The sequence below is a fragment of the Streptomyces sp. TOM-9 genome (assembly GCF_056858595.1).
Map to the genome: position 1 here is coordinate 9,555,015 of NZ_JBXEQB010000001.1, position 19,962 is coordinate 9,574,976.

A 19,962-nucleotide genomic window follows, 5' to 3' on the forward strand; every position below is an offset into this window, starting at 1 on the left:
GCATTGACCACGCCGCCACCGGCGGGCCGGGAAGCAAGCCAGATTCCCGGCCCGCCCGGCGCCATACGCCTCCGCCAGGTCGCGCCGACCTGCCTCGGGCACCACCTCGAAACCCTCGCCCAGCTCGCACACGCCGCCTACACGCCCCGCCCCTGGCACGCGACACCGGCCGAGATCACCCGCCTGCTGGACCGCCTCACCCACGACGCCCAACATCTCGGTTTCACCCTGGTCATGGCCGACGACCCCGCTGGCCGCCCGGTCGGCTTCGCCTACGGCCGCCCCGCCTGCCACCTCGCCGCCCTGGCCGACCGGCCACCACCGAGCACCACCCTTCCCTTCGAGGTGCGCGAACTCGCCGTCGCCCCCACCGCCTGCGGCCACGGCATCGGCGCCGCCCTCCACGACACACTCACCGCCACCGCCCCACCCGGACCCCGCTGGCTGATCACCCACCCCCACGCCGCACCCGCCCTCGCTCTGTATCGCGCACGCGGCTGGCAGACCACCAAACTTCTGACGCTGCCCAACGGCACAACCCGCGTCCTAATGCACCGCCCCGCATAGACCGGACCGCGGCAGCAGCCATATCAACCGCACCACCAGACGAAACGAGTGGCGAGGCGCAGGCGCCCAGGTCTTCAAGATGGCAGGTCTGGGTCGCTGCCACTTCCCAGCCCGACGGAAACACGCTTCGTACTACGTTGGGGAGGATCCGAGGCCAGTCACGGGCTACTTGTCTCCTCGTTCGCCGCTCGTCAACGGCACACAGGGCAGGGCAGGGGCGTGCGGCACCAGCGGCCCGCTCCCTACCGTCAGGCGGCTGATCAGGGCAGATGGAGAACTGGGACGCGAGTATCTAGGGTCAGCACGTGGCTTTCATCATGGTGTGCGAAGACGACGCGGCGGTCCGCAGCGTCCTCAAGCGCGCCCTGGAGCACGACGGCCACACTGTATCCGTCGCCGCCACCGCCGACAGCCTGCTGCGGCAGCTCACACCGGCGCCCCAGCTGGTCGTCCTGGATCTCGGGCTCCCGGACGCCGACGGCCGCGACGTCTGCCTGGCCCTGCGGGCTCGCGGCGTCGACGTGCCGGTGTTGATGCTCACCGCCTTGGACGGCCTGCATCACAAGGTGGGCGGCTTCGAGGCCGGCGCCGACGACTACATGACCAAACCCTTCGACATCCCGGAACTGCTGGTCCGCGTCCGGGCGCTGCTGCGCCGGGCCAGCGTGACGGCCGCACCGCACGAGGTCGTCCTCGATCCGGCAAAGCACGTGGTGACCTACGATTCGGAGAGCATGAGTCTGACCCCGACCGAGTTCCGGCTGCTGGGCCGCCTGATCGCCTCGCAGGGCGACGCGGTACGCCGCCACGCCCTCATCGCCGCCGGCTGGCCGCACGGAGCGCAGGTGAGCGACAACACCCTCGACTCCTATGTGCGCCGGCTGCGGACCAAGCTCACTGCGCTGGGTGTGGCCGAGCGTCTGGCGACCGTCCGCGGCGTGGGCTACCGATGGCAGTGACGGGATTCCGCAGCAGGGTCGTCGCGCTGACCGTGCTGATCGCCACCGCCGTGGTCGCGGTGCTGGTCGTGGTCTCGCACGTGCTGCTGAGCGGGGTGACGGACGCCGACGCGCAGGATCTGGCCCATGCCCGCGCCGACGCCCTCGCGGCCAACGTCAGCGTCAAGGGCGGCCGTGTCGTGCTCACGGAGAACAGCAGCGAGGCGCTGGACGAGGTCGCCTGGGTGTATGCCGACGGCCGCCTGATCGACGGGAACGTGCCGCCGAACGTGGTCGATCACGTCGAGGAGATGGCGGACTCGGGGCGATCGCAGACCGCCACCGTCGGCAAGTACCTCCTGTACGCGCGGCAGGTCCCGATCGACGGCCACCACGTCATGGTGATCGTCCGGGTGGACCTCACCCCTTACGAGACATCTGAGCAGCGCAGCCTGACCTTGTCCCTGATACTGGGCGGCCTCACGATCCTCCTCGCCGCCGGTGTCGCACACCTCGTGGTGCACCGCGCGCTGCGGGTCGTGCACGAGATGGCCGCCCTCGCCGACGACTGGGGCCATCACGAACCCGGGCGCCGCTTCAACCTCGGCGTCCCCCGCGACGAGTTCGGCGAACTGGGACAGACCCTGGACCGCCTCCTGGAGCGCGTCGACAACGCGCTGGCGGACGAGCGCCGGCTCACCGACGAGATCGCCCACGAGCTGCGGACACCGCTCACGGTCCTGCGGGCCGAGGCGCAGCTGGCGCAGCTGTCCGACGAGCCGGTGCCGCCGGAGGCGGTACTGAGCGAGGTCGACCGCCTCGATACGGCGATCACGACGATTCTGCGCGCCGCGCGCGCACGGACGGACAAGGGGACCCGCTGCGATCTGCGCTCCGCCGCGCGGCAGGCGATTGGCAACCGGGCGGTCGACGTCGCCTTCCCGGCGAAGGTCGAGGTGGCCGTGGCGGCCGACGTCGCCGTGTCGCTGCTGTCCCCCCTGCTGGACAACGGCCTGCGGCACGCGAAGTCCCGGGTGTGGATCACCGCGCGCCACCAGGGCGAGGCCATCGTCGTCGATGTCCTGGACGACGGCCCCGGATTCGATCCCGCCGAGATCGACCGGGTCTTCGAGGCGGGTGTGACCGGCGGCGACGGGTACGGGCTGGGGCTGCCGGTGGTCCGGCGCATCGCCGCCTCGGCCGGTGTGGAGGTCCGCGCGATCGCGGACGGCCGCGGCCACGTCGAGGTGACACTCCCCGCCGCGCGTGCGATCACGTAGTCAGGTTGCTTGCAGGTTCCCCGCGTAAACCTCCCTGCATGACAACGACAACGGAAGCACGCACGCGCAGCGGGCGCCTCATGCTCAACAAGGTCCCCGAGGTCACCATCTGGTTCTGGGTGATCAAGGTCCTGTGCACCACCGTGGGTGAGAGCTTCGCCGACTGGATCAACATGAAGCTGGGCGTCGGCCTGGTGGACACGGCCTGGATCTTCACCGCGGTGTTCGTGCTGGTCCTGGCCGTCCAGCTGCGGCTGAAGCGGTACGTCCCGTTCCCATACTGGCTGACCGTCGTCGTTGTCAGCGTCACGGGCACCCTGTACACGGACATCCTGACCGACCAGCTGAACGTGCCGCTGTGGATCAGTTCCGCAGTCTTCTCGGTGTTGCTCGCGGTGGTCTTCGGCGTGTGGTGGCTGCGCGAGCGCACCCTCTCGATCCACTCCGTCACCACGCTGCCGCGGGAGTCGTTCTACTGGCTCGCTGTTCTCGTCACCTTCGCACTCGGTACCGCGACCGGCGACTGGACCCTGGAGCTGACCGGCTGGAGCCCGGGTGCCTCGGTGCTGCTGCCGCTCGGCCTCATCGCGGCGATCACCGCGCTGTGGAAGTTCGGCGCGAACCCGGTGCTGTCCTTCTGGCTCGCCTACATCCTGACCCGCCCGCTGGGCGCGAACATCGGCGACTGGCTGGCCTCCCCCAAGGTCGCCCAGAACCCGGGTGACCCGACCGGTCTCGCGCTGGGCACGTTCACCACCAGCCTGATCTTCCTCGGCCTGATCCTCGCGACGGTGGTCTACCTGACGGTGACGCGCTCGGACGTGACCGAGACCTACGAGGCCACCCACGCTGCCCACGCCGCACACGCCACCGGCGACCCGCGCAAGGAGCGCGTCGCGCTGGCCGGCTTCGGCCTGCTGGCCGTCGCCACCACGGGCCTGCTGCTCTGGGCCCACGGCCAGCCGCACGTCGGCCCGGCGCCGGAGGCCGACAACACCTCCGCCGTTCAGATGGCTCCCGGCGTCGCGGTGAAGAAGTTCCCGCCCGCCAAGGTCGCCGCGCTGAAGACCCTCGCTTCCACCTCGCTCAAGGACGCACGCTCGGGGAACGCGAAGGGCGCGCACGCGGCCGCCCAGTCGCTGCGTGACCTGTGGGATGCCGACCAGGCGTCGTTGCAGCCGCTGGACCAGACCGGCTGGACCTCCATCGACGCTCAGATGGACAAGGTGCTGGGGACCTTCGGTATCGATCACTCGAACCCGCCGATGTCGCCTGCGCAGCAGGAGAAGGAACTGAACGCCCTTCTGACGGACATGGGCTGACAGACCACACAGCGCCCGGCCGGCCCGCCCGGCCGATGGGCTCAGTGTGCCGGGCTGCTCAGAGAACCGCGCCGCCTCTGCACCCGCCGGCGAGCCGCGGACAGCTCAAACGGCCGGGGCGGCCTGTGGCAGCCCGGTGATATCTCAGGCTCCCGTCGGGCGGTCGAAGCTGGCGTCAATGGCTTCGACCGCCCCGCTGTCGCCGGGGCTGGTCGGTCACAGTGGCGCCGGATACCAGAAGCAGGCGCGGGTGACCACTCAGACCCGGGTCCTGCACGTCTGCCTGTGTCGGCGCACCACCAAGGGCCGCCACTTCGACGTCCTCGTCGCCCAACGACGCGAACGCGTCCGCATCCGCAGCGGGAAGCGCATCCGCTGGGGCGGACGCCCTCTCCCTGCAGCAGCCTGACCAACTCGGTCAACCTATGCGGTCAAGGCACTTCTCGTGCAAGCGATGACTTCGCCCTCGGCGCTTTTTATGGTTTGTCCCGGTGAACCGGCAGGAGCAGGGTGAAAGTGGCCGGGGTGCCGCGGGTCAGGGAGAGGCGGCCGCCGAGGGAGACTGCCAGGTCGCGGGCGAAGGCGAGGCCGATACCCGTCCCCGCCCCGCTGCCCGTGTGACGCCGGTCGAACAGCCGTGCCGTGTCACCGCTCACCTCGCCCTCGTCGGTGACGTCGAGGCGAGCGCGTCGTCAAGGTCGCGCACCGTCACGCGGACCATGCCCCGGCCATGCAGGCGGGCGTTGTGTGCGGACCGATGGCAAAATCGGTCATTTGACCGTTTGGCGAGTATGCCGGGTCGCGAGGACGGGTGACGGGCTTCCCGACCCGCAGACCCCTTACGGGGACGGACCCGTGATCATGACCGCACCCGAGAGTCCTGGCCACCAAGCATTTCGACCGGGCGATGGCCGGGGGAACGGCCGTTCTGTCATCGTGCGCCGGCCCTGTCCAAAGCGCCTGGAAGCGTGCGACAGCCGAGCAGCTCTGAAGCGTTGGCGCAACCTCGGCGGGTGCCTCCAGGCGCTGCCCAGCCCACACCGCGATGGCCAGAGTGCGGCATGGCCACGGGCTGTCCTCACATGCTGCTCACATGCAGGGGCTTCTACGCTGGTGGTGTGCGGGTGCTGGTGGTCGAGGACGAGGTCCGCACGGCGGCGCTGCTGCAGCGCGGGCTGTGTGAGGAGGGGTATGCCGTCGATGTCGCCGTGGACGGTCCGGAGGCGGTGTGGCGGGCGCAGGAGAGCCCCTACGACGTGATCGTGCTGGATGTGATGCTGCCGGGTTTCGACGGTTTCGAGGTGTGCCGCAGGCTGCGGGCCGGGGGATGCTGGTCGCCGGTGCTCTTGCTGACGGCCCGGGACGCGGTCACCGACCGGGTGCGGGGGCTGGATGCGGGCGCGGACGACTACCTGACCAAGCCCTTCAGCTTCGCCGAGCTGTTCGCGCGACTGCGGGCCCTGGTACGGCGGGGGGCCAGGGAGCGGCCCGCGCTCCTTGCCGTGGGTGATCTGCAGTTGGACCCGTCCAGTCGGCGGGTGTGGCGGGGGCAGTCGGAGCTTCAGCTGTCGCCCAAGGAGTTCGCCGTGCTGGAGCTGTTCCTGCGGTATCCCGGCGACGTACTGACCCGCACCCGGATCCTGGAGCACGTGTGGGACTTCGCCTACGACGGCGTGTCCAACGTCGTCGACCAGTACGTGGCCTACCTGCGCCGCAAGATCGACGAGCCGGGCGGAGAATCCCATCTGGAGACCGTGCGCGGAGCTGGATACCGGCTGCGGGTGCCGGCTTGTGCGAAGGGCGGATGAGCCGTCATGACCCTGAGATGGCGGCTGGCGCTGCTGTTCGCAGTGGGCACCGCGGTCGTCATCGCCACCGCCGGGCTGCTGTTCCTTCAGCAGCTGACGGCAGGTCTGAACAACTCCCTGGCCTCCACGCTGCGCGTGCGGGCCGACGCGGAAGTCGCGCGCCTCGCCTCCGCCGGGCCGCTGCCGCCGCTCCCTGCGCCCCCGCCTTCCGAGAGCCGGGACAGCGGCCAGCAGAGTGACCAGCACGGCCAGAACCCGGTATCGGACGACATCACGCAGGTCCTCGCCCGCGAGGGCGCGGTGCTGGCGACCACCGACCCGGCCGTCCGGCAACCTCTGGCCAACGCCACGCAACGGCGGGCCGCCGCGCACGCCCCGGTGAGGTTCACCACCACAGTGGAGGGCGAAAAGTACCGGATGCTGGCCGTGCCGGCCCATCATCGCGCCCGGCCCGTCCTCGTCGTGGTGGGCACCGCCTCCCACCTGGCCGAAGATGCGACAGCACGCACCAGCACCGCGCTGTGGATCGCCGGACCGTCGGCCGTCGTCCTCGCCGGCCTCGGCGCCTACGCCCTGACCGGAGCCGCACTGCGCCCGGTGGAACGCATGCGACGACGCCTGGCAGACATCTCCGAGCACGACACCGCCGCCCGCCTCCCGGTGCCCGGGACCCGCGATGAGATCGCGACGCTGGCGACCACCATGAACGCCGTACTGGACCGCCTGGCCCGGGCCCTGGACCGGGAACGCGGCTTCGCCGCCGACGCCGGCCACGAACTGCGCACCCCGCTGACCACGCTGAAGGCCGAGCTGGAACTGGCGCGCCGGCCGGGCCGCTCCCACGAGGCACTGGCGGACGCGATCACCGCGGCGGCGGCCGACACCGACCGGCTGATCAGGCTGACCGAGGACCTGCTGGTACTCGCCCGCGCGGACGAAGGCCACGCCTTCCTGCGAACCGAACCGATAGCCCCGGACGATGTCCTCACCCGAGGGGTCCACGCGGCTTCGGCACGCGCCGAGACCCGCGGTGTCCGCCTGACCCTGCGCGCCGAACCGCAGGTGCGCATCGTGGCCGATCCCGACCGGCTGCGCCAGGCGGTGGACAACCTCCTCGACAACGCCCTGCGCCACAGCCCGGACGGCGCCGTCATCGACGTCACGCTCAGCACCCGTCACACGCCCGGAGCCGACGTCGCCGTGATCGAGGTACGTGACCACGGGCCCGGGTTCCCGCCCGCATTCCTCCCCCTGGCCTTCGAGCGGTTTAGGCGCGCCGATGCCGCACGGGCCAGGGCAGGCGGCGGCGCCGGGCTGGGCCTGGCGATCGTGCGGTCCATCGCCGAGGCCCACGGCGGCAGCGTGGTGGCGGACAATCCAGAGGGAGGAGGCGCCCGAATCCGCCTGGAGCTCCCGCTCGCCCCAGCCCCTGAGCAGGGACCGGCTCGGCGGTGAGACGTCATACGCCCGCCCGGACCCGACGGCACTGCGCTGCCGTACGGGCGTGGAGCTGGTGGGAGACTGTCTTGCAGGCGCGGAAGATCCCGTAGGTGATCCAGTCGACCTCTGGTCCGGGCGTTCGGCAGGCCGTCCTGCGGAAAGCGCGGCAAGACCTTGCCCATGGCGGTGTTCACCGCGGCAGACATCCCCGACGGTGCCGTGCCGGCCGTGGTCGCGCCCGTGCCGAACTCCGAATCCCAGCATGTCTACGTTCACATCAGCCGCACACGGTCGCTTCACGAGCCGCTTCGCACACTGAGGGCATCAGTACACCGATCCGTTCGGAGGGCGGACATCATGAAGTTCCACCGGAAGATCGCGTCCACGGCGGTCGTTGCCCTGACCCTCGGCGGGGCAGGGATCGGCACTGCCGTCGCCGGGTCCAGCGCGAGTACGGCTCCGGCCGCGTCCGTCGTGCGACAGGACACGCCGCCGGAGCCGGCCGGACCGGACACCGACAACATCCAGCACGGCGACCAGAACGCCCCCGACAACGAGCGGCCGGGCGAACACGGTCAGGCGGAGACCCCGGAGGGCGCTGACGGCCCCGGCGGGCACGCCGACGCGTCCGCAGGTGCCCAGCACGAAGCGGGCAGCGCCGAGAAGTGAGAGAACAAGTGACAACCAGGGCGTCGGCGGCGACCTCATCACGCGGCCGGCGCCTCCTTCTTCGCGCCTCATCTGATGGCGCCGCCGTGCACAGACGACCGCTGCCATCGCTACCCGGCAGATACGTGACCGACTCGCCGAGCACGGACGATCCAGCCATGAGGGGCTGGCGGTAACCAGTCCGCAGGCACCGCCTTGACGAAGCGTCACAACTGACCAGGCCCGCGCCGCAGGAGCAAGCAACCGCCCTGCTCACGGTCTGATAAACACGACTCCGTGTTGCAACGACCGCTCGAAACCGTCGTGTGAACCAGATCCGCGGAACCTTGCCGGTCTGGCGATCCTGGTCGCGGTCGTCATCTTCGGCTGACACCCGGTCTCGGCCGACGGCAGCGAGCAGAGGGGCGCTCTCTGCAGCCGCTCCCCTCTGCTCCCGAAGCTTCGTCATCCCGGCCTCCCGGTGCGAGAAGTGCGCGGTAGCGTCACAGGAGGGCGTCACAGTGTCGGTTGGGCGTTCGTCCTCGGCATCACTATGGCAGGAACGGGCGGCTGAGGTCTCACTTAGGTCCGTCGGTTTCGGCCTCCTGCTGGGGCACCGGCACGAGCAGTGTGAAGGTGGTCGGGGCCTGGCCGGTCAGGGAGAGCCGTCCTCCGAGCGAGATGGCCATGTCACGGGCGAGGGCAAGGCCGATGCCCGTACCCGCCCCGCTTCCGGTGTGCCCCCGGTCGAACAACCGCGCGGTGCTACCGCGCACTTCACCCTCGTCGGTGACATCGAATGCCAGGGCGTAGTCGAGGTCGCGCACCGTGACGCGTACCGTGCCGCGTCCGTGGGTGCGGGCGTTGTCCAGCAGGACGTCGAGGATCTCGGTCACGGGACCGCCGGGGACTGCGACGTCTCCCGGTACGTCACCGCCGGCGTACTCCAGACGCCTGCCGTCGATGGCGAAAGCACCGTGCCATCGCTCCTCCGACGCCGTCAGCAGGTCTTCCAGGGGACGGTCGGCGGGATGCGGCCGGAGCAGGCCATGGGAGCCGGACAGGCGCAGCACCTCTTCCACGGTGTCGTGCAGGCGGCGAGTGGTCGCCAGTGCCTCCTCGACGACAGGCCGCAGCCGGACGTCGTCGCGTTGTTCCAGGCCCGCCTCCAGGGTGAGCTGCAGGCCGGTCAGGGGTGTACGCAGCTGGTGGGATGCGTTGGAGGCGAAGTCCCGCTCGCGGCGCAGGAGCTCGGAGAGGCTGTGCAGCATCTCGTTGTGGGTGGAGGCGACCTGATCGATCTCGGCGATGCCTGCGACGGCCGCGCGGGCGGTCAGGTCGCCGGCGGTGACCGCGCGGCAGTGCCGCGAGAGGTCCTCCAGCGGTGCCGCCAGTGCCCGTGCCTGGCGGCGAGCGACGAGGACGGCGACGGCCAGCGCGAGCGCGGCTACGCCCAGCAGAACACCCCATATGGCGAGGACCCGCTCGCGTACCGCGCTGACGGGAGAGGACGCGCGGATGACCCCGATCACCTGCTCGGCGTGGGAGACGGGCACGGTGACGACCAGGTCGCCGCCCGACCGGCTCCGGGCGGCCTCGCCGAGCAAGGCCCGGCGGACCGGCGCGTCACCCGGGCGGGGGCCGCTGCCGGCCCGCAGCCTGAGCTGCGGGTCGTACAGTCCAAGGCGCGCGCCGGCCGGAGGCGCAGGCAGTTCCACCAGGTCGCCAGCCCGGTAGTCGGGGCTGACGTGGACGGCTCCGGCAAGGGCCGCCCGTTCCAGCGTGTCCCGCTGGTCGGCATAAAGCACCGACCTGATGGCCCAGGCCAGGGGGACGGCGAGGAGGACGACGGCGACCAGGGCGGCGGTCAGGGCGACTTTCACCACGCGCTGTCTCATGTCGTTCATCATGCGGGCCTCCCGCCTGGGGCGGGCGGATGCGGCACACGCTTTTGCCGTCGTCTAACCGTCGCCGAGCCGGGCGCTAACCGGCCGGTTCCTAGCGTGGGTGCCATGACCGTCCGGTCTGCGGCCGTCCGGCTGAAGGACGCGCTGAAAGACCGGCAGGCACGCTCCTGGGAAGGCAGTGGCCATGGCAGTACGCGCACGGGCAACCGCCGCCGTCGGACTCGCGCTGGTCGCGGCGGTGAGCGCCGGCTGTTCCGGTTCGGGGTCGCACGCGGGCTCCGCCTCGACGTCACGCGCCGCGGGTTCTACTGCAGGTAGCGGGCAGAACAACCCGGCGCCCGCGCCCACCGAGTCCAATCCGCCCGGAGACATCCCCGACAACCAGGCATACGTCCCCTACCGCCCCGCCGGTGGCACCTTCACGGGCTTCACCGTCAAGGTGCCCGAGGGCTGGGCCCGTACCGTCCAGAAGGACACCACGGTGTTCACGGACAAGCTGAACACCGTCCGGATCACGGCCGCCACCGCGTCCGCCGCTCCCACGGTGGGCTCGGTCACCAACACGGTGGTCCCGCAGCTGCGCAGCCAGGTGCCGAAGTTCGCCTCTCCCAAGGTGTCCGAGGTCAACCGGCACGCCGGCCGGATCGTCCTGCTGACCTACCAGGGCGACTCCGCGAAGGATCCGGTCACCGGGAAGGTCGTGCGGGACGCCTTCGAGCGTTACGCCTACTACCGGTCCGGTCATGAGGTGGACGTGACCCTGTCCGGCCCGGTCAACGCCGACAACGTCGACCCCTGGCGGATCATCAGCGACTCCTTCGCCTGGCGGTGAGAAGGATGTCCTCCGACTCCTCCCGCGACGGCATCCCCGCCGACCTTCCGGCCAAGGACGTCCTGACCGCGCGCGAGCTGTACCGCTTCTACCGGGCCGGGGAGGAGGAGACGCTCGCCCTGCGCGGGGTGTCCCTGAACGTCCGGAGAGGGGAGACGGTCGCGGTCGTCGGGCCGTCCGGGTCGGGCAAGTCGACCCTGCTGTCCTGCCTGGCGGGGCTGGACGAGCCCTCGGGCGGCGAGGTCCGCGTGAACGGCGTCCGCATCAGCCACCGACCGGAGACCGAGCGGGCCCGGCTGCGCGCTAGGCACATCGGCGTCCTGCTGCAGACCCGCAACCTGCTGCCGCACCTGAGCGTGCGCGACAACATCCTCCTGGCTCAGCGCGCAGCAGGGCGCCGCTCCGCCGTCTCCTGGCGGGACCTTCTGGGACAGGTCGGGCTCGCCGAGCGGGCGCACGCCCTGCCCCGGCAACTGTCCGGTGGTGAGGTGGCGCGGGCCGGCCTCGCCGTCGCCGTCGCCAACTCGCCACAGGTGCTGCTCGCGGACGAGCCGACCGGTGAATTGGATAGCGGCACAGAGCAGTTGGTTCTCGCGATGCTGCGGGACAGAGCGGCGGACGGCTGCGCGGTGCTGGTCGTCACGCACAGCGCCGAGGCGGTGCGGATCGCCGACCGGGTGATCACGCTGACGGACGGCAGAACCGGCAGCACCGGCATGGCGGATGTCCATCCGCAGCAGCAGGAGGAGCGGCATGTCACCGGATGAGACGCTCGTGAAGCATTCCGAGACCCTCCTGGCCTGCCGGGACGCGGCCCTCACCTTCGGCCGGGGTGCGCAGGCCGTGGTGGCCGTGCACGGGGCGAACCTGGAGATCCGGGCCGGTGACCGGCTCGCCGTCGTCGGCCCCTCGGGATCAGGCAAGAGTTCGCTGCTGCATCTGCTGGCCGGGCTGGAACAGCCCACCAGCGGGGAAGTGACCCGGCCCGCGTCGCTGGGCACGTACGACATCGGCCTGGTCTTCCAGGGCGACAGCCTCATTCCCGCCCTGAGCGTGCTGGAGAATGCCGCCCTGCCGCTTGTCCTCGCCGGCCGGAGTGAGACCGAGGCACAGGAGGCCGCCCTCGCGGCACTGGACCGGGTGGGCGCCGCCGACCTTGCCGAGCGGCTGCCCGAGGAGATCTCCGGCGGACAGGCCCAGCGTGCGGCAGCCGCCCGGGTGCTAGCCCAGGGCCCGCGGCTGATTCTCGCCGACGAGCCCACCGGGCGCCTCGACCACGCCACCGGCACACGCGTCCTGGACGCGCTGCTGACGGCGGCCTACCGCACAGGTGCCGCCCTCGTGGTCACCACCCACGACCCTGCCGTCGCCGCCCGGCTCACTGTCCAGCGCAGCATGCGCGACGGCCGCCTGCTCGAACCCGAGGAGACGTCATGATCACTGCTTGGGCGCGCGGGCTGACCCGGCACCGGGCAGGACGGCTGCTGGCCGCACTGGCCGGGATCGCCCTCGCGGTCGCCCTCATCGCCGCTCTCGGCTCCTTCCTGACCGCGTCGAAGGCGACCATGACGCAGCGCGCCGTGCGCTCGGTCGCTGTCGACTGGCAGGTCCAAGTCCAGCCCGCAACCGACCCGAACACGGTCCTCTCCCTAGTCCGCACGACACCCGGAACCGGCGCCGCCCTGCCGGTCGGCTTCGCCCACACCTCCGGCTTCATGGCCCGCGTCCAGGGCAGCACCCAGACCACTGGCCCCGGCATGGCGCTCGGCCTGCCCGACGGCTACCGCAGCCGGTTCCCCGACGCCATCCGCACGCTTTCCGGCTCATCCACCGGTGTCCTGCTGGCCCAGCAGACCGCATCCAACCTGCACGCCGCGCCCGGCGACACCATCGGCGTCCAGTTCCCCGGCATCGGAGTGCGGCAGGTGAGGGTGGACGGTGTCGTCGACCTGCCCCAGGCCGACTCCCTCTTCCAGACGGTCGGCGCCCCCGCCCAGTCCCAGCCGACGGCGCCTCCGGACAACGTCGTCCTCCTGCCCGCCGCGCAGTTCGCCTCCCTCACCCACGGTGCCACCGGCGTCACCACCCAGATCCACGTCGCCCGCGACAACGCCGGGCTGCCCTCCGACCCGGCCGCCGCCTTCACCGCGGTCACCGGCGCCGCCCACCACCTGGAGGCCCGCTCCTCCGGCGCCGCGCTCGTCGGCAACAACGTGGGTGCCGCCCTCGACTCCGCCCGCCAGGACGCTCTGTACGCGCAGATCCTCTTCCTCTTCCTCGGCGTTCCCGGAGCTGTCCTGGCCGCCGCGCTCACCGCCGCGGTCGCCTCTGCCGGTGGCGAGCGCCGCCGTCAGGAACAGGGGCTACTGCGCCTGCGCGGCCTGCGCCCCACCCAGATCACCGCCCTCGCGGGCCTGGAAGCCGCCCTGATCGGCCTCGCCGGCGGCCTGGCCGGGCTGGCCATCGCGGCTCTGACCGGCCGCCTCGCCTTCGGCGCCGCCTCCTTCGGGGCGAGCAAGAGCACCTTGGCCGTCTGGTACGGCATCGCCTTTGTCCTGGGCGCCGCCGTCGCCATGGGCGCCGTCCTGATACCCGCCCTGCGGGACCTGCGCACCGTCACTGTCGCCGACACCCGCAAGGAGGCCGGCGCACGCAGCACTCGCACCCCCTGGTGGATGCGCTACGGCCTGGACTTCCTCCTGCTGCTCTGCTCCTGGTTGATCTTCCGCGCCTCCTCCGGCAACCAGTACGCCCTCGTCCTGGCGCCGGAAGGCGTGCCCAGCATCTCCGTGTCGTACTGGGCGTTCCTCGGCCCTGCCCTGCTGTGGATCGGCGCCGCCCTGCTGCTGTGGCGGCTCACCCTTCTTGCCCTTACCCACGGCCGCCCCGCCCTGACCCGGCTGGCCCGCCCGCTGACCGCAACCCTCGCCGGCACCACCGCCGCCGTCCTCGCCCGGCGCCGGCGCCCACTCGCCCGCTCCGTGGTCCTGCTCGCCCTCGCCGTCTCCTTCGCCCTCTCCACCGCCGTCTTCAACGCCACCTACAGGCAGCAGGCCGAGGTCGACGCCCGGCTGACCAACGGCGCCGATGTCACCGTCACCGAACCCCCGGGCGCCCGCGTTTCGCCCAGCGTCGCAGGCACGCTGAAGGTCTCCGGTGTCCGGCACGTCGAGCCCCTCGAGCACCGCTTCGCCTACGTCGGCTCCGATCTGCAGGACCTCTATGGCGTCCGCCCGGACACCATCGCCCAGGCCACCTCGCTCCAGGACGCCTACTTCGCCGGAGGCACCGCCCAGCAGCTCATGCGCAAGTTGGCCCAGCGCCCGGACAATCTGCTGGTCAGCGTGGAGACCGTCAACGACTTCCAGCTCTCACCCGGTGACACCGTCAATCTGCGCATCCAGGATGCACGCACCAAGGCCCTGCGCACGGTCCCCTTCCACTACGCCGGCATCGCCAAGGAGTTCCCCACCGCTCCCAAGGACAGCTTCTTCGTCGCCAACGCCTCCTACATTGCCAAGGCCACCGGCAGCGACGCGGTCGGCGCCTTCCTCCTCGACACCGGCGGCACTCACCAGAAGCAGGTCGCCGCACACCTGCGCCATCAGCTCGGCACCGCCGCCACTGTCACCGACCTCACCCAGACCCGCGGCACCGTCGGCACCAGCCTTACCTCCGTCGACCTGGCCGGACTCACCCGCATCGAACTCGTCTTCGCTGTCCTGCTGGCCGCCGGAGCCGGGGGACTGGTCCTCGCCCTCGGACTCGCCGAACGCCGCCGCACCTTCGCCATCGCCACCGTCCTGGGCGCCAAGACACGCCAGCTGCGCGGCATGGTCCTCACTGAAGCCCTCCTCCTGGCCGTCGGTGGCCTGGCCGGAGGCGCCCTCATCGGCTGGGCCCTGTCCGAAATGCTGGTCAAGGTACTGACGGGCGTCTTCGACCCACCCCCCGCAAGCCTCTCCGTGCCCGGCTCCTATCTGGTGCTCACCGCGCTCGCCGCACTGATCGCCGTCATGGCAGCCGCGCTGAACGGCATCCGGCGCGCGAAGCGCCCGCCCGTGCAGGAGCTGCGTGACCTGTGAGCAGTCCTCCGCCGACCAAGCCGATCCCCGCGCGCCCTCCTACGCTGTCGACCATGCGCACCCCCGCCGTCCCGGACCGCAACCGCATCCGCGTCCTCGTCGTCGAGGACGACGACACCATCGGCCGCCACCTGGAAACCGGCCTGCACAGCAACGGCTACGCGCCCACCTGGAGCCGCACCGGCGCAACCGCCCTGGCCGAAGCCGCCCGCAGCTCCTACGACGCCCTCCTCCTGGACCTCGGCCTGCCCGACATGGACGGCCTCGACGTGGCCCGCACCCTGCGCACCCGCTGCCCCGACCTGCTCATCATCATCCTCACCGCCCGTACCGACGACATCGACGTGATCGCCGGCCTCGACGCCGGAGCCGACGACTACCTCGTCAAGCCCTTCAGCCTCACCGTCCTGCTGGCCCGCCTGCGCGCCCACCTGCGCCGCCACACCATCACCCCTGCCCCCCAGGAGGTACTCCGGCTCGGCGACCTCGTGGTCGACACCACGGCGCGGCACTGCAGCCTCCACGGCGCAGAGGTCCAACTGCGCCCCAAGGAGTTCGAACTCCTCGTCCTCCTCGGCCGGCACATCGGCGAGGCCGTATCCCGCGAAACCCTCATGGCTGAGGTCTGGGACGAGAACTGGTTCGGATCCACCAAAACCCTCGACGTCACCATGGCCAGCCTGCGCCACCGCCTCGCCGCAGCAGCCGAAGCATCCGACCGTCCCTGCCGACTGCCCCGCATCACCACCCTGAGAGGACACGGCTACCGCCTGGAAAGCCGCTCCTAGCACGCCGAGGGAGGGCCCAGCACGGGGCAGACGGGGACAAGGGTGTCGACGTCGGCGGCGCTGTCGGCGTTCTCGTGCTGGCCCCTGCCGGGCACCCCTTCGGCACTCAGGCAGCTTGGCCGAGGCCGACGGTGGTCAGAACCTGCTCGGGCAGCGGGCTGAACGGGCAGGCGTGGAAGGCAGTGGGTGAACGATTCCGCTGTGCTGGTGCACCGACCCCGAACGTAACCGTGTCGGGGTCACCAAGGCCCACCCGTGCTGGGACTATGCGCCTCATGCAACCCCTGCCAGCCCCCTGCCCCGCTGGTCTGATCCCGGACGTCACAGGGCTGGAGGCATTCAACGCCGCGTACAAGGCGGCAAAGCAACAGCGTGCCGTGTTCATCGCCATCGAGCGCCTGGGCTCGCATTGGACGGTCAAGGCCGACGCGCTCACCGCCCCGCAGCACGCCATCGACGCCACGGTGTACGACGCCATCCGCACCGCGGTGATCCATCTGATCCGCTCCCGCGAGATCCGCCCCGACTCCTCCGCCGGGCCGGTCTACTTCGTGATGTACGACGTAGAGACCGAACACAGGGCCCGCGAACTCGCCACTGCACTCCACGCGGCCCTCTACGGACACCTCGAACCGCTGGCCCGTGTTATGCCGGGAACCCCGACCTGACGCCAGCCCCATCCCGGCAGTCGCAGATGTTGTCCGCACGCGCCGCCTCCAAGCCGAACACCGACGACATCCGGGACTCACCCGCCCTCGCCGCCCGCACCTCCACCCCGCGCGTCATCGACGGAGGCGGCACCCTGAACGTCGACACCTGGCGCGACGCCGGATGGACCGTCCGCGTCCTCGGGCGCCCCTGAGCGGCGGTTTTGTCGCCCGGCCCCGTGACGCCTCCGCAATCGGCGCACGCGGCCGGGGTCACGCCAGAGCCGCCAACAGCGTCATGGCGATCACGGAAGCGATGGCACACTGATCTGCCCAACTTGCCTATCGCGCCTGGGAGATCACCTGATGAACGTCACCCCCGCCGCCGACGCCCACGGAGCCGAAACAGCCCCGGAACGTACCGGCGGCTGCCTGTGCGGCCGCATCCGTTTCACCACCCGAGGTCCGGCCGTCTTCCCCCACACCTGTGTCTGCCGCCACTGTCAAAAGCTCGGCGGCACACCAGTGATGTGGTGGGTGGGATTCGAGACGGTCACCTGGACCGGTGAGGGCGGCGAGCCAACCTGGTACGAGACCTTCGAAGGCGAGGCGAAACGCGGCTTCTGCCCGACCTGCGGCAGCCGCCTCGCGGCGATCGACAGCGACATTCCCGAGATCGGCATCAACGTCACCGCCCTCGACGACACCAGCGGCCCAGACCTCGTGCCGATCCATGCGTCCTTCCGCGACAACACCGTGCACTGGCTGCCCCCGGTGCCGGAGACCGAGCACAGCACGGCCGGTTGACCGCCCGTCCACTGGTCGGCAAGGTCACCTGCCCCCCGATGGCCCCGGCCGGCATCCCATCCTCGCCCGCGAGCAGTGCTCGAACTCCCGGGCCGGGGCCCGCAGCGGGACAAGTTCAGCTAGGACGACGGAGAACTCTGCGAGAGTCGTGCGGCAGTCCAGGGGTGCTCAACCGGAGCGACTCAAGAAAGGTGCTGGGCTACTTCCTCGAACGAATTCTGGCCGTCGACGTCTGCCGAGACGAAAGCGTGAGACCACACCCCAGGGCTTTGAAGATTCCGGGCGGCTACGAAGAATCCGGGTGAGTGCAGCACTGGCCCATCAGTGGTGAATTGCGAGCCGCCCGCCGCAAGTTCCCCTGTATCGGGAACGTGCTGCGAGGGGGGGCGCGAACAGATTCATCAATTTCATCGAAGCGGCCTACATCATGCCGGTGAACAAGGCACAGTCGACCTGACAGGAACTGCTCGTCCGAACCGTTGGGTGGCCCGTCCCATCCCTTCCACAACCACCACCGCGCGCCCCACGCAGAGGAGGCACAAGACGTGAACACAAGGACTTGACAGGGAAGACTGGTCGTGTGAGTACTCCACGAGGCCCGGGCCCCAGCCGGGCGGGCTCTGAATATGGGTGAGACCCCACCGCCGGGGTGCGGTGGGGCCCCGGCCAGCAGCCTCCCGCGGTGCTTGCCGTCGGAGACCGGCGGCAGCTCTACCCCGGGAGGGTCCGAGGTCGCACTGGCGCGCGCTACTGAGGATTAATGCGTGATGTCGCCGGGGTTTGTGGCGAGGCCGGTGCCGATGAGGCAGCCGGTGATGATGGTGGGCCGGTACTGGATCTGGCGTAGGCCCCGGCGGACTGCGCTGACCAGGTGCGTGTAGTCGGTGAAGGCGATGTTGGCCAGGCTGGTGCGCCGCAGGCTGGACCAGATCCCCTCCACGGGGTTGAGGTCCGGTGCATAGGCCGGCAACTGGAACACCGTGAGCCACTCCCGGGCCGTGGCCCAGGCGCGCATCGCGCGACTGAGGTGCAGGCCGACGTTGTCCCAGACCAGCACGATCGGCCCGCCGAGCTTGGTGTGGGCGGCGGTGAGCAGGTCTCGTAAGTCCTTCCAGGAGAAGCCCTTGCGGCCGTCGACCCGCCGGTCACCGGTGTGCCGGAAGACCAACCGCGGCCGCTCGCCGGGCTTGTAGCAGCACAGAGCGGCCACTGACAGGTGCCGCCTGCTGCCGCCGTTGACCCGGATCACCGGGGTAACACCTGTGGGGGACCATGTGCGGGCGATGTGCGGCGTCATCGAGAACCCGGCCTCGTCGGCGAAGACGGTCCAGGCCCCGAGCGCCGCCGCGGTAGTTCCACGGCCGGCCAGGTCTCCTTCACCCACGTCGCAACCGCCTCATCGTCGCGCTGCACCGCCCTGCGAGCCGGGACCTGGGGCGACCAGCCGTGCCGGTGCAGCAACAGACACACCCCGGGCACGGTGTAGCTCTTGTGGAACATCCGCCCGATCAGCGTCCTAATCCGCGCGAGCGTCCAGCGCTCGTCAGACCAGCCGTGCGCCACCGCCCCCAACGCCAAAGCCGCCTCCAGCTTCACGAACAACTCGTCGCTGAGCTTGGGCAAGGACGCCGGCCCCTTCGAGACCAGGCCCGCCTCACCCCACTCAGCCCACTCACGCCGCCAGCGCTGCACCGAACGCACATGCACCCGCAGCACCCTCGCCACCTCGGCGTTGTCGCAACCGGCCGCGAACATCTCACCCGCGTCCAGACGGATCTGCTCGCGAAATGCCCTCCGCTCGGCAGTCAGCCCGCCACCCTGCGCGTACCTCATGACCGTGGTGTACCGCGACGATCACGACCTGTCAGCACCCCACGACATCACGCATTACAAGTCAGTAGTACTGCGACGGTCTTTGCCGTGACGGGTGGGCAGCGGTCGGGGGTCGGCCGCCGCGGCGTCCGTGCCGGAGCCGGTTGCGGATCTGGTCGGCCCGCTCGGGAATGGTGTGGGCGATGCCCCGTTCACGCAGCCAGGTGCGGATGGCCAGGGAACTGTAGCGCTTGTCGCCGATGACGTGTGAGGGCCGGGTCCGGGGTCGGCCAGCTCCGATCGGGGGCACGCGGATGGCCTGCATGGCGGCGGTGAACTGGGTGCAGTCGTTGGTGTTGCCGCCGGTGATCGTGAAGCCGAGTGGGCGACCCAGGCCGTCGCAGGCGAGGTGGATCTTGCTGGTCGGACCGCCCCTGGACCGCCCGAGCCCTGGGTTGCGGAGCCCCCTTTTCGGGCCCCGGCGGCATGCTGATGGGCCCGCACGATGGTGGAGTCGACGGACACCATCCAGTCGACGGCACCGGCCGCATCCGCCTTCGCCTGGGCGGCCCGCAGCATCCGGTCGAAGGTGCCGTCGGCCGCCCACCGGCGGAACCGCGTGTGCAGCGTGGCCCAGGACCCGTACCGCTCAGGCACGTCCCGCCAGGCCGACCCCGTCCGGAACTTCCAAACGATCCCGTTCAGGACCATCCGATCATCCAGCCGCTTTCGCCCCGACTGGGCACGCGGCAACAACGGCCGCACGAACTCCCACTCGGCATCCGACAGTTCATGGCGACGTTTCACCGCACCATGATCCACCAGGAAAGATCGTTTGACGACAGGCTCTAGCTAGCCGCCCGGCGGCCGGCTGCCGTCGCTGGTGGAGCTGCAGCAGGAGTTCGGGATCGCCGTGGCGACCGGGCAGAAGGTGCTGCGCCCTCGCCGTGATGTACCGGGGCTGGGCACGTTTGTCACCGAGCTGCCCACCAAGCCGGAGAGCTGAGCCGCGCTGGCTCGGCGCACTGACCCGGTCGCACACTCGAACATGTGCGCGACTCGCCGTCCGATGCTGAGCGGT

At 70.6% G+C, this 19,962-nt stretch carries 20 protein-coding genes and 1 pseudogene; 17 read left to right on the forward strand and 4 right to left on the reverse strand.

Annotation, left to right across the window (positions count from 1 at the left end):
* Positions 1-3 precede the first annotated feature (3 nt).
* The 5 genes from AC1VWI_RS43605 to AC1VWI_RS43625 all read left to right on the forward strand — a co-directional run bounded on the left by AC1VWI_RS43605 (position 4) and on the right by AC1VWI_RS43625 (position 4,516).
* Positions 4-567, forward strand: a complete 564-nt coding sequence (locus AC1VWI_RS43605; RefSeq protein ID WP_499516559.1) for a GNAT family N-acetyltransferase — start codon at positions 4-6, stop codon at positions 565-567.
* 305 nt (positions 568-872) lie between these two features.
* Entirely contained in the window at positions 873-1,526 is a 654-nt protein-coding gene (locus AC1VWI_RS43610; RefSeq protein ID WP_499516560.1) for a response regulator transcription factor, read from the forward strand.
* Entirely contained in the window at positions 1,517-2,785 is a 1,269-nt protein-coding gene (locus AC1VWI_RS43615) for a sensor histidine kinase (RefSeq protein WP_499516561.1), read from the forward strand. The genes AC1VWI_RS43610 and AC1VWI_RS43615 overlap by 10 nt, the downstream gene beginning before the upstream one ends.
* A gap of 38 nt (positions 2,786-2,823) precedes the next feature.
* The gene (locus AC1VWI_RS43620) at positions 2,824-4,107 is read left to right on the forward strand and encodes a COG4705 family protein (RefSeq protein WP_499516562.1); all 1,284 of its coding nucleotides are present in this window, start codon (positions 2,824-2,826) and stop codon (positions 4,105-4,107) included.
* Between the two features lie 178 nt (positions 4,108-4,285).
* Positions 4,286-4,516, forward strand: coding sequence for a hypothetical protein (locus tag AC1VWI_RS43625; RefSeq protein WP_499516563.1), 231 nt, complete (start codon positions 4,286-4,288; stop codon positions 4,514-4,516).
* Between the two features lie 67 nt (positions 4,517-4,583).
* Here the strand turns inward: AC1VWI_RS43625 and AC1VWI_RS43630 are convergent, their stop codons facing one another.
* A complete protein-coding gene (locus tag AC1VWI_RS43630; RefSeq protein WP_499516564.1) occupies positions 4,584-4,763 on the reverse strand; it encodes a hypothetical protein in 180 nt (59 codons plus the stop codon).
* Positions 4,764-5,225: 462 nt separating this feature from the next.
* Here AC1VWI_RS43630 and AC1VWI_RS43635 point away from each other — a divergent pair, with 462 nt between their 5' ends.
* The 3 genes from AC1VWI_RS43635 to AC1VWI_RS43645 all read left to right on the forward strand — a co-directional run bounded on the left by AC1VWI_RS43635 (position 5,226) and on the right by AC1VWI_RS43645 (position 8,024).
* A complete protein-coding gene (locus tag AC1VWI_RS43635; RefSeq protein WP_499516565.1) occupies positions 5,226-5,915 on the forward strand; it encodes a response regulator transcription factor in 690 nt (229 codons plus the stop codon).
* Between the two features lie 6 nt (positions 5,916-5,921).
* The gene (locus AC1VWI_RS43640) at positions 5,922-7,370 is read left to right on the forward strand and encodes a sensor histidine kinase (protein ID WP_499516566.1); all 1,449 of its coding nucleotides are present in this window, start codon (positions 5,922-5,924) and stop codon (positions 7,368-7,370) included.
* Positions 7,371-7,712: 342 nt separating this feature from the next.
* Positions 7,713-8,024 carry a hypothetical protein gene (locus AC1VWI_RS43645; RefSeq protein WP_499516567.1) on the forward strand — a complete coding sequence of 104 codons (312 nt, stop codon included), beginning with the start codon at positions 7,713-7,715 and terminating at the stop codon, positions 8,022-8,024.
* A 557-nt stretch (positions 8,025-8,581) separates the two neighbouring features.
* On the opposite strand, the gene AC1VWI_RS43650 is transcribed toward AC1VWI_RS43645, so the two are convergent.
* Positions 8,582-9,901: a sensor histidine kinase gene (locus AC1VWI_RS43650; RefSeq protein WP_499516568.1), complete on the reverse strand. Its 1,320-nt coding sequence runs from the start codon at positions 9,899-9,901 to the stop codon at positions 8,582-8,584.
* A 193-nt stretch (positions 9,902-10,094) separates the two neighbouring features.
* Between AC1VWI_RS43650 and AC1VWI_RS43655 the strand changes: the two genes are divergently transcribed.
* From AC1VWI_RS43655 to AC1VWI_RS43690, 8 genes are all read left to right on the forward strand, one after another.
* A complete protein-coding gene (locus AC1VWI_RS43655) occupies positions 10,095-10,742 on the forward strand; it encodes a hypothetical protein (protein ID WP_499516569.1) in 648 nt (215 codons plus the stop codon).
* A gap of 5 nt (positions 10,743-10,747) precedes the next feature.
* Positions 10,748-11,509 carry an ABC transporter ATP-binding protein gene (locus AC1VWI_RS43660; protein WP_499516570.1) on the forward strand — a complete coding sequence of 254 codons (762 nt, stop codon included), beginning with the start codon at positions 10,748-10,750 and terminating at the stop codon, positions 11,507-11,509.
* On the forward strand, positions 11,496-12,179 hold the full coding sequence (locus AC1VWI_RS43665; protein ID WP_499516571.1) for an ABC transporter ATP-binding protein: 684 nt from the start codon (positions 11,496-11,498) through the stop codon (positions 12,177-12,179). The genes AC1VWI_RS43660 and AC1VWI_RS43665 overlap by 14 nt, the downstream gene beginning before the upstream one ends.
* The gene (locus AC1VWI_RS43670; RefSeq protein ID WP_499516572.1) at positions 12,176-14,827 is read left to right on the forward strand and encodes an FtsX-like permease family protein; all 2,652 of its coding nucleotides are present in this window, start codon (positions 12,176-12,178) and stop codon (positions 14,825-14,827) included. The genes AC1VWI_RS43665 and AC1VWI_RS43670 overlap by 4 nt, the downstream gene beginning before the upstream one ends.
* Positions 14,828-14,880: 53 nt before the next feature.
* The gene (locus tag AC1VWI_RS43675) at positions 14,881-15,615 is read left to right on the forward strand and encodes a response regulator transcription factor (RefSeq protein ID WP_499516573.1); all 735 of its coding nucleotides are present in this window, start codon (positions 14,881-14,883) and stop codon (positions 15,613-15,615) included.
* Between the two features lie 275 nt (positions 15,616-15,890).
* A complete protein-coding gene (locus AC1VWI_RS43680; protein WP_499516574.1) occupies positions 15,891-16,283 on the forward strand; it encodes a hypothetical protein in 393 nt (130 codons plus the stop codon).
* A 26-nt stretch (positions 16,284-16,309) separates the two neighbouring features.
* On the forward strand, positions 16,310-16,477 hold the full coding sequence (locus AC1VWI_RS43685; RefSeq protein WP_499516575.1) for a hypothetical protein: 168 nt from the start codon (positions 16,310-16,312) through the stop codon (positions 16,475-16,477).
* Positions 16,478-16,628: 151 nt separating this feature from the next.
* Positions 16,629-17,069 carry a GFA family protein gene (locus AC1VWI_RS43690; protein ID WP_499516576.1) on the forward strand — a complete coding sequence of 147 codons (441 nt, stop codon included), beginning with the start codon at positions 16,629-16,631 and terminating at the stop codon, positions 17,067-17,069.
* Between the two features lie 757 nt (positions 17,070-17,826).
* Here the strand turns inward: AC1VWI_RS43690 and AC1VWI_RS43695 are convergent.
* Positions 17,827-18,902 (reverse strand): IS630 family transposase gene (locus tag AC1VWI_RS43695; protein WP_499516577.1). Its coding sequence is split into 2 segments (ribosomal slippage): positions 17,827-18,453 and positions 18,456-18,902, totalling 1,074 coding nucleotides; the frame shifts between segments, so codons are not numbered across the junction.
* A 106-nt stretch (positions 18,903-19,008) separates the two neighbouring features.
* Positions 19,009-19,688: pseudogene (locus AC1VWI_RS43700) on the reverse strand (IS5 family transposase); the annotation flags it as partial.
* Positions 19,689-19,764: 76 nt separating this feature from the next.
* On the opposite strand from AC1VWI_RS43700, the gene AC1VWI_RS43705 reads away from it, so the two are divergent.
* Positions 19,765-19,887, forward strand: coding sequence for a hypothetical protein (locus AC1VWI_RS43705; RefSeq protein ID WP_499516578.1), 123 nt, complete (start codon positions 19,765-19,767; stop codon positions 19,885-19,887).
* Positions 19,888-19,962: the final 75 nt, after the last annotated feature.

What these genes read in the sequence shown, in the direction of transcription:
- AC1VWI_RS43685 (WP_499516575.1), top strand. Translation starts at nt 16,310, where the DNA reads ATGTTGTCCGCACGCGCCGCCTCCAAGCCGAACACCGACGACATCCGG.
- AC1VWI_RS43615 (WP_499516561.1), top strand. Translation starts at nt 1,517, where the DNA reads ATGGCAGTGACGGGATTCCGCAGCAGGGTCGTCGCGCTGACCGTGCTG.
- AC1VWI_RS43655 (WP_499516569.1), top strand. Translation starts at nt 10,095, where the DNA reads ATGGCAGTACGCGCACGGGCAACCGCCGCCGTCGGACTCGCGCTGGTC.
- AC1VWI_RS43645 (WP_499516567.1), top strand. Translation starts at nt 7,713, where the DNA reads ATGAAGTTCCACCGGAAGATCGCGTCCACGGCGGTCGTTGCCCTGACC.
- AC1VWI_RS43670 (WP_499516572.1), top strand. Translation starts at nt 12,176, where the DNA reads ATGATCACTGCTTGGGCGCGCGGGCTGACCCGGCACCGGGCAGGACGG.
- AC1VWI_RS43680 (WP_499516574.1), top strand. Translation starts at nt 15,891, where the DNA reads ATGCAACCCCTGCCAGCCCCCTGCCCCGCTGGTCTGATCCCGGACGTC.
- AC1VWI_RS43665 (WP_499516571.1), top strand. Translation starts at nt 11,496, where the DNA reads ATGTCACCGGATGAGACGCTCGTGAAGCATTCCGAGACCCTCCTGGCC.
- AC1VWI_RS43675 (WP_499516573.1), top strand. Translation starts at nt 14,881, where the DNA reads ATGCGCACCCCCGCCGTCCCGGACCGCAACCGCATCCGCGTCCTCGTC.
- AC1VWI_RS43690 (WP_499516576.1), top strand. Translation starts at nt 16,629, where the DNA reads ATGAACGTCACCCCCGCCGCCGACGCCCACGGAGCCGAAACAGCCCCG.
- AC1VWI_RS43625 (WP_499516563.1), top strand. Translation starts at nt 4,286, where the DNA reads ATGGCTTCGACCGCCCCGCTGTCGCCGGGGCTGGTCGGTCACAGTGGC.
- AC1VWI_RS43660 (WP_499516570.1), top strand. Translation starts at nt 10,748, where the DNA reads ATGTCCTCCGACTCCTCCCGCGACGGCATCCCCGCCGACCTTCCGGCC.
- AC1VWI_RS43640 (WP_499516566.1), top strand. Translation starts at nt 5,922, where the DNA reads ATGACCCTGAGATGGCGGCTGGCGCTGCTGTTCGCAGTGGGCACCGCG.
- AC1VWI_RS43620 (WP_499516562.1), top strand. Translation starts at nt 2,824, where the DNA reads ATGACAACGACAACGGAAGCACGCACGCGCAGCGGGCGCCTCATGCTC.
- AC1VWI_RS43650 (WP_499516568.1), bottom strand. Translation starts at nt 9,901, where the DNA reads ATGAGACAGCGCGTGGTGAAAGTCGCCCTGACCGCCGCCCTGGTCGCC.